Below are 12,999 nucleotides of genomic sequence, written 5' to 3' on the forward strand. Positions count from 1 at the left end.
CACAAGACAAAACTAAGAATTATTAAACTTCTCCCCAACTTTTGTCCCTGATCCATACTCTGTCGCTTTTCTATTTATTTTAATCATGATTGGAACAGCAATGATTTATGATGATAAAGAAATTATTTTACCAGAAGTTGCTGCATTATCTGTCGGAATTTTAACGTTTCGAGAAAATAAATGGCTACAACGACCATTTCATATTTTTTTACTTCCATCCATAACTGCTATTTTAGGATTTGGGATTAATTTTTTACCGATTATATTATCATTCAAATTAGCATTGGTATTGGTTGCAATGTTAATTGTCTTGAAAATTTTTAAAAGTCAACTTGCGCCAGCATTAGCTACGGGATTATTACCAATTGTTACAAATACAGAATCTTTTGTATTTCTATATGCGATATTTCTATTTGTCTTTTTACTTTTTCTATCAATAAAAATATTCAAACTAAAACCAACTGAAAATGCGGTTCCAATGATTTATACAAGCCATAACAGATGGTTAATCGGATTATGTGTAGTTTGGTTTACAGCTTGTTATTTTAGCGGTTTTGCACATTTCTCTGCTATTCCACCTATTATCGTAATTTCTTTTGAATCTTTAAATAATCCAACATTAAAATTAACCGTACGTCTAAAACGTATTCTTGTAATGTTCATGGCTACAATGGCTGGTTGTTTAACAATGCATTATCTTGATAATTGGTTAATCATTGGCTTGATCGATTTGATTATCGTAATGTTTATTTTGAAATTAACAGATTTACGCTTACCTCCTGCTTTTGCAATGGTTATTTTACCAATGATTTTACCTTCTGACTCGATAAAATATTTACCTGTTGCAACATTAATCATGAGTATATTTTTTATGCTATCGATTTATATTATTCAGAAAGTTGCTTATCCAAAAGCGATTGATTTCAAATAAAAAAGTCATCCAAAATTGAATGACTTTGTAGCTATATTTTAACAATATTTTTCTCCGTTTTTCTGTAATTTCAAATCGCTGACATACGTCTTGATATTTTGAACATTACTTCGAGGACAAATCAATAATCCTTTCTCCGAATTAATAACCACATAACTATCTAATCCGTCAATAATAATTGCTTTATCTTGTGTAGAATAAATGAAATTGTTTTTAGCGTTGTATCCAGAAAAATGTTTACACAATAACGTATTGTGATTTTCATCCTGATCTTCACCTGTATATTTATACTTTTCGTTGATTGCCGACCAAGTTCCAATATCACTCCAGCCAAAAGTTGTCGGAATAACATAAACATTATCGGCTTGCTCTAAAATTCCTTTGTTAATAGAAGTTACATCTAACGTTGTGTAAATAGGTTTTAAAGTTTCTGTATTCTGTAAAGAACGATCAAGATCAAAATACTTTTTCAAAGTTTCTTTCATCGAAGGTAAATGTTGTTGAAAAGCTTTTACAATACTATCTACAGACCAAATAAGGATTCCTGTATTCCAAATAAATTCGCCGCTCGTTATAAAAGATTCAGCAAATTCTAAATCAGGTTTATCGATATAAGATTTTACTTTTTTTATAGGTGTTGTATTTTCGATGAACTGAATATAACTGTAATTAATATCTGGTCGTGTTGGAGCTACTCCCAAAGTAATCAATCGATCGTTGTCAGCATCCTCGAAAGCAAGATTTACTTTTTCTACAAATTCATCTTCATCAAAAATAAAATGATCTGAAGGAGAAATTATCAATTTTGCATTTGGATTAATTTGTTGGATTGTCATTGCGGCCAATAAATTACAAGCTGCGGTATTCATGACTCTTGGTTCGATGATAAAATTTTTATCCTCAAAATCTGGTAATTGTTCTTTTACAATCTCTTTATAATCTTGAATAGTTACAATGAAAATATTTTCTTGCGGAACGACTTTTTTAAGGCGATTATACGTTAATTGAATAAAAGTTTTTCCTATTCCTAATAAATCATGAAATTGTTTTGGTTTTTTAATTGTACTCAAAGGCCATAATCTCACTCCTGTACCACTGGCAAGGATAACAGCGTAGTTATCTTTATTATTCATGATTGTCTTTTAAAGTTTATTTACAGTTGCAGTTGCGTTTATCAAATATTTTTTCTTGGTTTTCAACTCTAAACAAAGATACCTTAATTTTCTTTTAGATTCTTTTTTAAAGATTCTTTTTCCTATCGAAAATATTGTACCATCCTCCAAATCTTCAAGATAAATTTGAGCAGGATTTTTATCATCTATAATATATTTTGAGATATTAATATCTGCTCCTAAACTCGCTTTCGGATGTTTGGCATGATGAAGAATATACGGTTGCAATTCTTCGGGATAAATGTGAAGAGATTCTAATAATAAATGCCCAAAAATGGTTTTCCATTCTTTTCCATGCGGATTTATTTTACGCGAATCAAACTGAACAAAAGTTTTGAGATGCGCCACTTCATGTGTAAAAACAAAAAAGAAAGCATACTGATTTAAGTCGCCATTCACTGTAATTTGATGACGATTATTTTCGACCAATTTGCGATAATCTCCCAACTTAGTTTCACGTCTTCTTGTAATTTTTAACGTTATAAAATGATTTTCTAACCACTTTTTTACATACAAGTCTGCATTATGAGGGAGATAAGAAGTTAAATGTTCTAAATTCACATTGTGCAAGATAAATAAAAAGCCTTTCCAATAAAAATATTAATTTTGTCGTAATGAAACTAATCGAAAATTTAGGGTCATACTTTATGCTTATGGGTAAAGTATTTAGCAAACCTCAAAAATTGAGCGTTTTCTGGAAATTGACCGTTAGAGAAATATATGATTTAGGTGTCAACTCTTTAGGGATTGTAACCTTTATCTCAACATTTATGGGTGCAGTTGTAGCAATACAAATGGCGCAAAACTTTCAGGGAGCTTCTATTCCTGTTCCAGATGCCTACATTGGTTATGCAACCAAAGTGGTTTTGGTATTAGAGTTTGCTCCAACCATTATGTCGCTAATTTTAGTTGGTAAAGTAGGTTCGTATATCGCTTCGAGTATCGGAACCATGCGTGTTACCGAACAAATTGATGCGTTAGATGTTATGGGAATCAATTCTGCAAACTTCTTGATTTTACCAAAAATTATCGCCTGTGTATTTTTCAATCCTTTATTGGTTATGATTTCTATCGGATTTGGATTATTAGGCGGTTATTATATTGGAGTTTTTACAAAACTATGGTCGGCAGCCGATTTTATTACAGGTTTACAAATGAATATGGCAACAAAATTGTTTGTCTATACATTCCTTAAAACAATGGTATTCGCGTTTGTTATCGCAACAATTCCGGCATACTATGGTTATAAAGTAAAAGGAGGTTCGTTAGAAGTTGGTCGTTCTGCAACAACAGCTGTTGTATGGACATCAGTAGCAATTATTGTGATCAACTTAATATTAACACAAACAATTTTGAGCTAATGATTGAAGTAAAAGATATCAGAAAATCATTTGATGCAGTAGAAGTTCTGAAAGGTTTTTCTGTCACTTTCGAGAAAGGAAAAGTTAGTTTGATTATTGGTCAAAGTGGTTCTGGAAAAACTGTTTTTTTGAAAAATTTGATTGGATTATTAACACCAACTTCAGGTCAAATTTTGTACGAAGGAGATAATATGATCGAGTTTGATTACAAAGAAAAACAACGTTTACGTTCAGAAATTGGAGTAGTTTTCCAAGGTTCGGCTTTGTATGATACGATGAATATTGTAGAAAATGTAAAATTTCCATTGCAAATGTTTTCGGATATGTCAAATGCTGATGCCGAAAAACGTGCGCGTGAAGTGTTAGATCGTGTAGAAATAGCTCGTACAGCGCTTAAAAAATATCCGTCAGAAATATCTGGAGGAATGCAAAAACGTGTGGCGATTGCGCGCGCGATTGTAAATAATCCAAAATATTTATTTGCTGATGAACCAAACTCTGGTCTTGACCCGAAAACGGCGTTAGTTATCGACCAATTAATTTATGATATCACAAAAGAATACAACACAACAACCGTTGTAAATACACACGATATGAACTCGGTAATGGAAATTGGAGATCATATTGTTTTCTTAAAAAATGGTTTCTTGGAATGGGAAGGGACAAAAGAGGAGATTTTGGTGGCTGATAATCCAAATGTTATTGATTTTGTATATTCGTCAAATCTTTTCAAGAAACTAAGAGAAGCCTTATTAAAAGAACAATAATAAATCAATAAAAATAAAAATTCTATGAAAAAATTAATTTTAACTGCAATTGTAGGTTTAGCTGCAAATTTTGCAACAGCACAAAATATCAATTTTGGTATCAAAGGAGGAGCTGTTTTCAATACAGATAAAGGAAAAGTTTGGGAAGATGCTGGAAATATTTCCAAGAAAGATGGGAAAGCTTCTGCAGGGTTTCAAGCTGGTGCTTTAGCTCGTGTCTCTTTAGCAGGAATTTACATACAACCAGAGTTATTGTATACGCAATTCAAAAATGAATATGATGTTGATGGACAAAAACTGAATGTAACTAAAAAACGTATGGATATTCCTGTAAATGTTGGAAAAAGATTTTTAGGAATCGGACATATTCAAGCTGGTCCAGTTTTCTCTTACTATTTTGATGATAAATTATCTGTAAAAGATTTTACAACTGCAAAACAAGACGAATTTAATGTCGGAATGCAAATTGGTGCAGGTGTAGAAGTTTCTAAATTATTATTCGATTTACGTTACGAATTCGGTTTAGGAAAAGTTGGATCTGACATTTTGAACGGATCAAATGGACAATATAGAACAGAAAATCGTCCGCAAATGTTAAACTTATCAGTAGCATATTTATTCTAAAAGGTTGTTTGTAAATAAATTTATTGGATATATTTGTTCCAAATTGTATTTTTGCAACCTCGTAAATTATTAAAATGGCAAAAAATAATAAAAAAGAAGAATTCGCTACAGAGCAATTCGTAGAAAAATTAGATAGAACAGCTTTCAACGTAGAGTTTTTTGTTGAAAAATATGCTAAAGCAATTGGTATTGGTTTAGGAGTAATTATTGTAGCTGTTTTAGGTTATTTTGCTTACTTAAAATTAGTCGTAGAACCTAAATCAGAAGACGCTTTCAAAGAAATGGTTCAAGCAGAACGTCTTTTTGATCAAGATTCTATTAACGTTGCTCTTAATGGTAGCGCAGGAAGTTTCCAAGGTTTACAACAAATTGTTGATGAATATGGAAATACTGATGCTGGTAATTTAGCACGTTTCAAAGCGGCAAGTTCTTATTATAAATTAGGAGATTACGCATCTGCTGTAAAATTATTAGAAGATTTTGACACTGATGACAATGTAATGTTAGCGCAAAAATATGGTATGTTAGGAAATGCATTAGTTGCTTCTAACAAATTAGAAGAAGGTTTACCTTACTATGTAAAAGCTGCTGAAGCGACAGAAGTTGAAACATTACAATCGACTTACTATACAAAAGCGGGTGAAATTGCGATGGAATTAGGTAAAAATGCTGATGCTTTAAAATATTTTCAAGCTTTAGAGGATAAATATCCAAATGCAAATAATGGTGAAACTGCGAAGTTTATTGAGCGTTTAAAATACGCTTCTGAAACTGCGAAATAATTCACTTCAAAAGATAATTACAAGCCGAACAAATTGTTCGGCTTTTTTTATTGATTCAAATCAAAGTTTATCCTAAATCATTTTTGTAATTTTACCATTCAAATTTTAAACAAAATGGCAACAGAAAATAAAAATTTATCTCAATATAATAAAGCAGAATTACCAAATGTAGCGGGCTCTAAGTTTGCAATCATTACATCTGAATGGAATAATCATATCACATTTAATTTACGAGATGGAGCAAAAGATACATTGATTGATTTGGGCGCAAATCCTGATGATGTTACATTATATGAAGTTCCTGGTAGTTTTGAGTTGATTTATGGAGCTGATAAAGTCGCGCAAGTTCATCCAGATTTGGACGGAATTATCGTTGTTGGATGTGTGATTCGTGGAGCAACAGCGCATTTTGATTATGTTTGTCAAGGTGTGACACAAGGAATCAAAGATTTGAATATCAAACACAATATGCCAATTATTTTTTGTGTTTTAACAGACGAAAATGAACAGCAATCAATTGATCGTTCTGGCGGAAAACATGGAAATAAAGGAGTTGAAGCTGGTGTAGCTGCGGTTATGATGGCGGATATGAAAAAGAAATTAGGTAAATAATTTTAGAATGATAGATTCAAAACTTTATCGATGCCAATAGCAGAAGATTTTAAATCAATTTATACGAAAAATTGGGAGATTTATTTTTCTCAATGTGATCCGACAGGTAAGATGAAATTGTCTGAAATGGCAAATCTTTTTCAATTAACTGCTTCAGAACACGCGATAAAAGGAGGTTTAGGTTTCTTTGATTTACAAGAATTTAATCAATCTTGGGTAATGAATCGACTTCGAATTGAGATTGATGAATTACCTTCTTGGACAGATTTTGTTGATGTAAAAACTTGGATTGAAGTATTGAAAGGTGCAAAATCTATTCGTGATTTTACAATCGAGAAAAATGGAAAAAAATTAATTGGAGCTTCAAGTTTGTGGGCGGTTTTCAATACAGAAAAACGTCGTCCTGATATTCTTCAAATTGATTCATCTCACATTGAACGTTTTCCTGATCTGAAACCAACGGAAGTCGAGAATTCGATTTTAAACATCGATTTTGAACCAACAGAAGTTATTCAATATAAAGTTCAGTTTTCTGATTTAGATATCGTAAAACACGCAAATAATACCAAATATTTGGATTGGTGTTTGAATACTATTGATCCTGAAATAATATTCAAACATCGTATCAAAGCGATTGATATGAATTTCTTGAAAGAATTAAGTTTACATGACAAAATAGAAATTCAGAAATTAGAAACGGAGAATTTAATTCAGTTTAAAATTGTTAGTAAAGAAAAAGTAAACTTTGTTTGTAGATTGGAGTTGAGGTAAGGTTATTTTAAGAGATATCAAACTGAATTTATTTCAGCTTATCAAAAAATCTAAAATTATTACAATAAAAAAAGGTTTCATTACGAAACCTTTTTATCTATTTTTCTTTTGTCAAAACAAATTTAGCAGAATCGGCCGACTCTATTTTCTTCTGATTTTTATTTAACTGAGTAATTTTTCCTTCTTCAACCAAAAAAGCATTCGGAACATTGGCAATTTCAGGAAAAACAATTGTATTTCCATCTTCTTTAAACTGAAAAGTTCCAGTTGTCATAATAGCCATTTTATCTAACCCCAAACGTTTTGTAGAATAGACATATCCTTTGTTTGGTAATAATTTTATTTCCATTTCAACCTCTTTGCAATCTTTCTCATAACAAGGCAAAATTCCTTTGTAAGCTCCTTCGTATTGAATAGATTCTTCGGCAGTTTTTGCTTCAACTTTTACTGAATCTTCTACATTTTCTACATCATTTTTTACAGGTTCTGTTTCGCTTTTACAACTTGACACAACAAAAGCTGCGATTGTAAATGTGGCTAAAATTATTTTTTTCATTTTTTAGAATTTGATTTAAAGGTAAGTAAATTTTGAGCCAAAAAAAATCCTTCCGAATATTTTCAGAAGGATTTGTATAATGTTTTGTAATCTTATTCGATTAGAAAATTTCTTTCGCAGCAAAGTGGAAAGCAGCTTCAATAGCAGCATTTTCGTCAGAATCAGAACCGTGAACAGCGTTAGCATCGATAGATTCAGCATATTTAGCACGGATTGTACCTTCTGCAGCCTCAGCTGGGTTAGTAGCACCGATTAAAGTACGGAAATCAGCAACTGCGTTGTCTTTTTCTAAAACTGCAGCAACGATTGGTCCAGAAGTCATGAATTCTACTAAATCCTTGAAGAAAGGACGCTCTGCGTGGATAGCGTAAAATGCTTCAGCATCTTGTTTTGCTAATTGAGTCATTTTAGCCGCTTTAATTTTGAAACCAGCGTCAGTAATGTCTTTTAAAATATCTCCGATGTGTCCTTTTGCAACTGCATCAGGCTTAATCATTGTAAATGTAATGTTTGCCATTTTATTGAATTGTATTTATTACTTATTTTTTGAGGTGCAAAATTACAAAAATGATTCGAATGTTTTTGTTTTATAATTAAAATTTCTTATTTTAATAAAAATAGTTAATTGTTATTCATTTAAGATTGTTTCAATTCGATAATATTTCTTATTTTTAAGAGAAATCTAAAACTTATGAATACAAATGATCTTTCCACATTTCATCATAAAACGAAACTCAAAAAGGTTGGTGATAAATATTTTCTGCCTTTCGAAATTTGGAATTATTTAGATTTAGGTTTAATGTTTTTACTTATTTTGTTTTTCGCTTATGCATCAAGTGAAATCAATATTATTTTTATTTCAATGATTGTAATTTTTGGAATCCGAATAATAACGACAATTAATGATAGATTTTTTGTAGAAATTAAAACATCAAAATCGTTAAGTGAGAATATTAATTTAATCAAAGAATTAGCTCAGCGACAACTTAATTTTACCGAATCGTTGGATGAACAAGGTTTGTTTCTTTTTGAATATTCGGAACGAAATATTTTTTATAAATATAATTATCGAAGACGAGATTATATCGAAACAGTTGTAATTTATTGTGAAGACAATTCGATTTGGGTGAACTCTTTTAATCAACGTTATTTGGGGATTTTTAGACGATATAATCTAAAACAATGGATAAAATTAATCCAATTAAAAAGCGAGAATTAATCTCGCTTTTTAATTTTAATATCTTTCGATTAAATCGTTTCCTATTTCGTTGATAGAATCATCAGTTTCTTTTGGGTTTGGTCCCCATTGATTAGAACCTGGTTGGCTATCTGTAACTAATGCTATTATTAATAAAATAGCTCCCACAAGAGGAATTAAACCAATTAAATAATACCAACCACTTTTTCCTGTGTCGTGTAATCGTCTTACAACAACTGCTAAAGAAGGGATAAAAGTTGCTAATGCATACAACATTAAAATTCCATAAATTAAGTAAAATAAAATTCCAGGACTTTCTCCGTCGCTTCCAATAGCTACAGAGATAATAACTAGAATATACATTACAAATGAAATGATAACATTACATAATGTATAATACCAATATTCGCTTCTGCGGGCTCTTCCCGAGAAATTGGCGTAATTGTCAAACATTACTCGTTTGTATATTTCAATCATAGATTAAGTTGTTAAATTATGTTAAAAATATTAAAATAAATTTTATTACGTAACTCTTAATCTGCTTTTAAACGTTTAGTTTTGAACATTTCTGGCTTATAATTAATAATAAAAACACCAAGAATAATTAGAATAGTAGCGACGATAAACTTTGATGAAATTTGTTCGTCTAATATTAACCAACCCAAAATTATTGCAATAATCGTATTGAAATAAGAAAGAATAGAAACTTGTATTGGAGAAATTTTGGTCAACGCATAATGAAATGAAAAAAACGTAATCACAGAACCAAAAACAGCTAAATAAAGCATGGCAGAAATACTTTTTGTACTCCAATTTTCGAAATTATAATTTTTTGTAAAAGCGAAAGCAAAAATAATTTAAACAATTCCAGCAAATATAAATTGGTAAAAAAGATTGAGAGAAATATTTTTGGATTGAATATTCATTTTTTTAATGAAAATAGTTCCTGTTGCCCAACCTGTAATTGCACAAAAAAGTAAAATAATTCCAGTTCTATATGCTAGATTTGCTAATTCTTGATTTCCCTACCAAAAAATAAATATTCCACCCCCAAAATAAAGTAAAACACCTAATAATCCACGCTAACTGAATTTTTGTAAGCCAATAAAAATACTTCCTAAAAAAACGAGAATAGGTGAGGTTGCACTAATTAATGCAGCTAAAATACTCGATAAGTTTTCTTCTGCAGCAGTAGTTAATCCATTTGCCATTATCAGCATTAATGAAGCGAGATAAGTTGATAAGAAAGGTTTTTCCAGACAATCTATTTTAATTCCTTTTTAGATAGTAAAATAATTAGCATAATTAGTCCTGCCAAAAATTGACGAATTTCAGCAACAAACCAACTAGGAATAGTTTCTACAGCTATACGAATTCCGAGGAAAGTTGTTCCCCAAACAATTGCAACTATACTAACGGCAATCAATAATTTGATCTCTTTCAAGATAAAAAAGTTAAAAGTGATAATTCTAAAATAGAATTATAAAAATAAAAAAAAAGCGACTTGATAAACCAAGTCGCTTTTAAAGTATTATAATAGAGATTTATTATTTAACAAAATCCTCTGCTTGTTTTAGTGCAGCATCTAATCCAGAAACCTCTTTACCACCTGCTGTAGCTAAGAAAGCTTGTCCACCACCGCCGCCATTGATGTGCTTCGCGATTTCTTTTACAATTTGTCCTGCGTTATAACCTTTTTCATCTACAAGGTTTTTTGCGATAGAAATTGTAATCGATGGTTTTACGGCATCATTCGTACCAACAACGATAAATGCATTTTCGATTTCTTTTGTTAAATCAATTGCATTTTGTTTTGCGGCATTTGTATCTAAATTCGTTTTAACCGCTAAGAAATTAACACCATTAATCTCTTTAATCGCAGCTTTCCAAGTCGCTTTCTCAGCAGCAGCTTGTTGCGCAACAAAAGACTCTAATTGCTTTTTCAATTCTGCATTTTCATCTAATAAATGTTGAACCGCTTTTACCGCATCATTTTTCGTTTTAAGTGCAGCTAAAACATCATTGTAATTTTTCTCAGCATCTTTGTATGCTTCGATTGCTTTGTTTGATGTAATTGCTTCGATACGACGAATACCAGCAGCAGTAGAAGATTCAGATAAAATTCTGAACAGACGAATATCCGCTGTGTTTTTTACGTGTGTACCACCACATAATTCGATTGAAGATCCGAAACGAATGACACGAACTTTATCACCATATTTTTCACCAAATAAAGCCATTGCACCTTCAGTGATAGCTTCGTTGATATCACAATCTCTTTTTTCGATTAATGGTAAAGCTTCTGCAATTTTATCGTTTACTTTTTGCTCAACAATAGCCAATTCTTCATCTGTCATTTTAGAGAAATGAGAAAAGTCAAAACGTAAATAATCGTCTCCAACATACGAACCTTTTTGTTCTACGTGCGTTCCTAAAACTTCGCGTAAAGCTTCGTGCATTAAGTGTGTTGCAGAGTGATTTTTAGTTGTCTCATTACGTTTTTCTGTGTCAACTTTCGCATTGAATGTAGCGTTTACATTTTCTGGTAAAGTTTCAACGAAATGAATTACTAAGTTATTTTCTTTTTTCGTGTCAACAACTTCAATTGTTTCATTCAAAGTAGAAATTGATCCTGTATCACCAATTTGTCCTCCAGATTCTGCATAGAATGGCGTTTGGTTGAATACCAATTGGAAAAATTCTCCTTTTTTATTTTTTACTTTTCTGTAACGTGTAATTTTTACTTCAGCTTCTGTGTTATCATAAGCGATAGAGGTTTCCTTTCCTTTATCATCTAAAATAACCCAGTCATCCGTTACTAAAGCAGTTGCTTTTTTCGAACGTTCTTTTTGTTTCGCCATTTCAGCTTCAAAACCAGCTTCGTCAATTGTGAAACCGTGATCTTCTGCTACAATACGAGATAAATCTGCGGGGAAACCAAATGTGTCATATAATTCGAAAACCACATCACCAGGAACAACTTTAGAATCTCCTAATTGCTCAATGATTTGATTTAATCGATTTAATCCTTGTTCAATTGTACGTAAGAAAGATGCTTCTTCTTCGCGAATAACGCCAGTTACAATTGTTTCTTGTTTCACTAATTCTGGGAAGAAATCACCCATTTCAGCTTTCAAGATTGGATATAATTTATAGATAAAAGGTTCTTTAAGACCTAAGAAACGATATCCGTAAGAAATTGCACGACGTAAAATACGACGAATTACATATCCTGCTCCTGTGTTTGATGGTAATTGTCCGTCTGCAATTGCAAAAGAAACTGCACGTAAATGGTCAACTACAACACGAATAGCGATATCTGTTTTTTCTGCTGTTCCGTATTTTACACCAGAAATTTCTTCTAATTTTTGAATTGTTGGTTGAAAAACATCTGTATCATAGTTAGATGATTTTCCTTGTAAAACCATTGCCAAACGCTCAAATCCCATACCTGTATCGATATGGCGAGCCGGTAAAGATTCTAAAGAACCATCCGCTTTACGTTGATATTGCATAAATACCAAGTTCCAAATTTCGATAACTTGTGGATGATCCATATTAACCAATGTTTTACCATCAACAGCTAAACGATCAGCTTCTGGACGAATATCAACATGAATTTCAGAACATGGTCCACATGGTCCGATATCACCCATTTCCCAGAAATTATCTTTTTTATTTCCGTAAAGAATTCTATCTTCAGCAATATGTTGTTTCCAAAGTTCTAATGCTTCTTCATCTAATGATGTTCCGTCACCTTTATCACCTTCAAAAACGGTTACATAAATTTGATCTTTAGAGATTCCGTATTTTTCTGTTAGTAATTCCCACGCCCAAGCGATTGCTTCTTTTTTGAAATAATCACCAAAAGACCAGTTTCCTAACATTTCGAACATCGTGTGGTGGTAAGTATCTTTTCCTACATCATCCAAATCATTATGTTTACCAGAAACACGAAGACATTTTTGTGTATCCGCGATACGATTACTTTTTGGAGTTCCGTTTCCTAAAAAATATTCTTTGAATTGTGCCATCCCCGAATTATTGAACATTAATGTCGGATCGTCTTTCAAAACAATCGGCGCAGAGTCTACTATTAAGTGGCCTTTTGTCTCAAAAAAATGCAGAAATTCTTTTCTTATATCTTTGGATTTCATTTAATTAAATTATTTTTATCATTTGATTAACAAGTTTACTCGTACAATATTCGTTACTTTGCAAACGT

The 12,999-nt window shown here is 31.5% G+C and carries 17 protein-coding genes; 8 read left to right on the plus strand and 9 right to left on the minus strand.

The annotated features are described in order from the left end of the window. Positions 1–85: 85 nt before the first annotated feature. Positions 86–931 (plus strand): hypothetical protein, encoded by an 846-nt coding sequence (locus RT575_RS06930; protein WP_313567102.1) that lies wholly within the window; start codon positions 86–88, stop codon positions 929–931. 38 nt (positions 932–969) lie between these two features. Here the strand turns inward: RT575_RS06930 and RT575_RS06935 are convergent, their stop codons facing one another. Together RT575_RS06935 and RT575_RS06940 are read right to left on the minus strand one after the other, a co-directional pair. Next, positions 970–2,064 (minus strand): mannose-1-phosphate guanylyltransferase, encoded by a 1,095-nt coding sequence (locus RT575_RS06935; protein WP_291101624.1) that lies wholly within the window; start codon positions 2,062–2,064, stop codon positions 970–972. A gap of 9 nt (positions 2,065–2,073) precedes the next feature. Next, a complete protein-coding gene (locus RT575_RS06940; protein ID WP_180905771.1) occupies positions 2,074–2,664 on the minus strand; it encodes a SprT-like domain-containing protein in 591 nt (196 codons plus the stop codon). A gap of 53 nt (positions 2,665–2,717) precedes the next feature. Here RT575_RS06940 and RT575_RS06945 point away from each other — a divergent pair, with 53 nt between their 5' ends. The 6 genes from RT575_RS06945 (at position 2,718) to RT575_RS06970 (ending at position 7,020) form a co-directional block, all read left to right on the plus strand. Further along, entirely contained in the window at positions 2,718–3,464 is a 747-nt protein-coding gene (locus tag RT575_RS06945; RefSeq protein ID WP_171622564.1) for an MlaE family ABC transporter permease, read from the plus strand. Then, the gene (locus RT575_RS06950) at positions 3,464–4,231 is read left to right on the plus strand and encodes an ABC transporter ATP-binding protein (RefSeq protein ID WP_114998788.1); all 768 of its coding nucleotides are present in this window, start codon (positions 3,464–3,466) and stop codon (positions 4,229–4,231) included. The genes RT575_RS06945 and RT575_RS06950 overlap by 1 nt, the downstream gene beginning before the upstream one ends. 24 nt (positions 4,232–4,255) lie before the next feature. Then, positions 4,256–4,855, plus strand: coding sequence for a porin family protein (locus RT575_RS06955; protein WP_280049384.1), 600 nt, complete (start codon positions 4,256–4,258; stop codon positions 4,853–4,855). Positions 4,856–4,929: 74 nt separating this feature from the next. After that, the gene (locus RT575_RS06960; protein ID WP_125349548.1) at positions 4,930–5,637 is read left to right on the plus strand and encodes a tetratricopeptide repeat protein; all 708 of its coding nucleotides are present in this window, start codon (positions 4,930–4,932) and stop codon (positions 5,635–5,637) included. A gap of 114 nt (positions 5,638–5,751) precedes the next feature. Further along, positions 5,752–6,249, plus strand: coding sequence for a 6,7-dimethyl-8-ribityllumazine synthase (gene ribH / locus RT575_RS06965; RefSeq protein WP_180905773.1), 498 nt, complete (start codon positions 5,752–5,754; stop codon positions 6,247–6,249). Between the two features lie 30 nt (positions 6,250–6,279). Next, a complete protein-coding gene (locus RT575_RS06970; RefSeq protein WP_291101627.1) occupies positions 6,280–7,020 on the plus strand; it encodes an acyl-[acyl-carrier-protein] thioesterase in 741 nt (246 codons plus the stop codon). A gap of 97 nt (positions 7,021–7,117) precedes the next feature. On the opposite strand, the gene RT575_RS06975 is transcribed toward RT575_RS06970, so the two are convergent. Further along, on the minus strand, positions 7,118–7,576 hold the full coding sequence (locus RT575_RS06975) for a copper resistance protein NlpE N-terminal domain-containing protein (protein WP_180905775.1): 459 nt from the start codon (positions 7,574–7,576) through the stop codon (positions 7,118–7,120). 100 nt (positions 7,577–7,676) lie between these two features. Next, positions 7,677–8,093: a nucleoside-diphosphate kinase gene (locus RT575_RS06980; protein ID WP_038330990.1), complete on the minus strand. Its 417-nt coding sequence runs from the start codon at positions 8,091–8,093 to the stop codon at positions 7,677–7,679. Positions 8,094–8,267: 174 nt separating this feature from the next. On the opposite strand from RT575_RS06980, the gene RT575_RS06985 reads away from it, so the two are divergent. Next, a complete protein-coding gene (locus RT575_RS06985) occupies positions 8,268–8,795 on the plus strand; it encodes a hypothetical protein (RefSeq protein ID WP_291101630.1) in 528 nt (175 codons plus the stop codon). A gap of 15 nt (positions 8,796–8,810) precedes the next feature. Here the strand turns inward: RT575_RS06985 and RT575_RS06990 are convergent, their stop codons facing one another. The 5 genes from RT575_RS06990 to alaS form a co-directional block, all read right to left on the minus strand. After that, a complete protein-coding gene (locus tag RT575_RS06990) occupies positions 8,811–9,251 on the minus strand; it encodes a DUF805 domain-containing protein (RefSeq protein ID WP_038330995.1) in 441 nt (146 codons plus the stop codon). A gap of 56 nt (positions 9,252–9,307) precedes the next feature. Continuing rightward, positions 9,308–9,631 carry a DMT family transporter gene (locus RT575_RS15590; RefSeq protein WP_371202251.1) on the minus strand — a complete coding sequence of 108 codons (324 nt, stop codon included), beginning with the start codon at positions 9,629–9,631 and terminating at the stop codon, positions 9,308–9,310. A 225-nt stretch (positions 9,632–9,856) separates the two neighbouring features. After that, a complete protein-coding gene (locus RT575_RS15595) occupies positions 9,857–9,985 on the minus strand; it encodes a hypothetical protein (protein ID WP_409515950.1) in 129 nt (42 codons plus the stop codon). 53 nt (positions 9,986–10,038) lie between these two features. Then, positions 10,039–10,218, minus strand: a complete 180-nt coding sequence (locus RT575_RS15600) for an EamA family transporter (protein ID WP_371202196.1) — start codon at positions 10,216–10,218, stop codon at positions 10,039–10,041. 103 nt (positions 10,219–10,321) lie between these two features. Then, the gene (gene alaS / locus RT575_RS07000; RefSeq protein ID WP_291101635.1) at positions 10,322–12,931 is read right to left on the minus strand and encodes an alanine--tRNA ligase; all 2,610 of its coding nucleotides are present in this window, start codon (positions 12,929–12,931) and stop codon (positions 10,322–10,324) included. Between the last annotated feature and the right edge of the window lie 68 nt (positions 12,932–12,999).

Source organism: Chishuiella sp. (genome assembly GCF_032109125.1).
In the GTDB taxonomy this organism is placed as follows: Bacteria; Bacteroidota; Bacteroidia; order Flavobacteriales; family Weeksellaceae; genus Empedobacter.

Bases quoted from the DNA above. Each gene is read 5' to 3' on its own strand.
- RT575_RS06975 (WP_180905775.1), bottom strand. From the start codon at position 7,576: ATGAAAAAAATAATTTTAGCCACATTTACAATCGCAGCTTTTGTTGTG.
- RT575_RS06945 (WP_171622564.1), top strand. From the start codon at position 2,718: ATGAAACTAATCGAAAATTTAGGGTCATACTTTATGCTTATGGGTAAA.
- RT575_RS06985 (WP_291101630.1), top strand. From the start codon at position 8,268: ATGAATACAAATGATCTTTCCACATTTCATCATAAAACGAAACTCAAA.
- RT575_RS06960 (WP_125349548.1), top strand. From the start codon at position 4,930: ATGGCAAAAAATAATAAAAAAGAAGAATTCGCTACAGAGCAATTCGTA.
- RT575_RS15595 (WP_409515950.1), bottom strand. From the start codon at position 9,985: ATGGCAAATGGATTAACTACTGCTGCAGAAGAAAACTTATCGAGTATT.
- RT575_RS06935 (WP_291101624.1), bottom strand. From the start codon at position 2,064: ATGAATAATAAAGATAACTACGCTGTTATCCTTGCCAGTGGTACAGGA.
- RT575_RS06955 (WP_280049384.1), top strand. From the start codon at position 4,256: ATGAAAAAATTAATTTTAACTGCAATTGTAGGTTTAGCTGCAAATTTT.
- RT575_RS06980 (WP_038330990.1), bottom strand. From the start codon at position 8,093: ATGGCAAACATTACATTTACAATGATTAAGCCTGATGCAGTTGCAAAA.
- alaS (WP_291101635.1), bottom strand. From the start codon at position 12,931: ATGAAATCCAAAGATATAAGAAAAGAATTTCTGCATTTTTTTGAGACA.
- RT575_RS06970 (WP_291101627.1), top strand. From the start codon at position 6,280: ATGCCAATAGCAGAAGATTTTAAATCAATTTATACGAAAAATTGGGAG.
- RT575_RS06950 (WP_114998788.1), top strand. From the start codon at position 3,464: ATGATTGAAGTAAAAGATATCAGAAAATCATTTGATGCAGTAGAAGTT.
- RT575_RS06990 (WP_038330995.1), bottom strand. From the start codon at position 9,251: ATGATTGAAATATACAAACGAGTAATGTTTGACAATTACGCCAATTTC.
- ribH (WP_180905773.1), top strand. From the start codon at position 5,752: ATGGCAACAGAAAATAAAAATTTATCTCAATATAATAAAGCAGAATTA.
- RT575_RS06930 (WP_313567102.1), top strand. From the start codon at position 86: ATGATTGGAACAGCAATGATTTATGATGATAAAGAAATTATTTTACCA.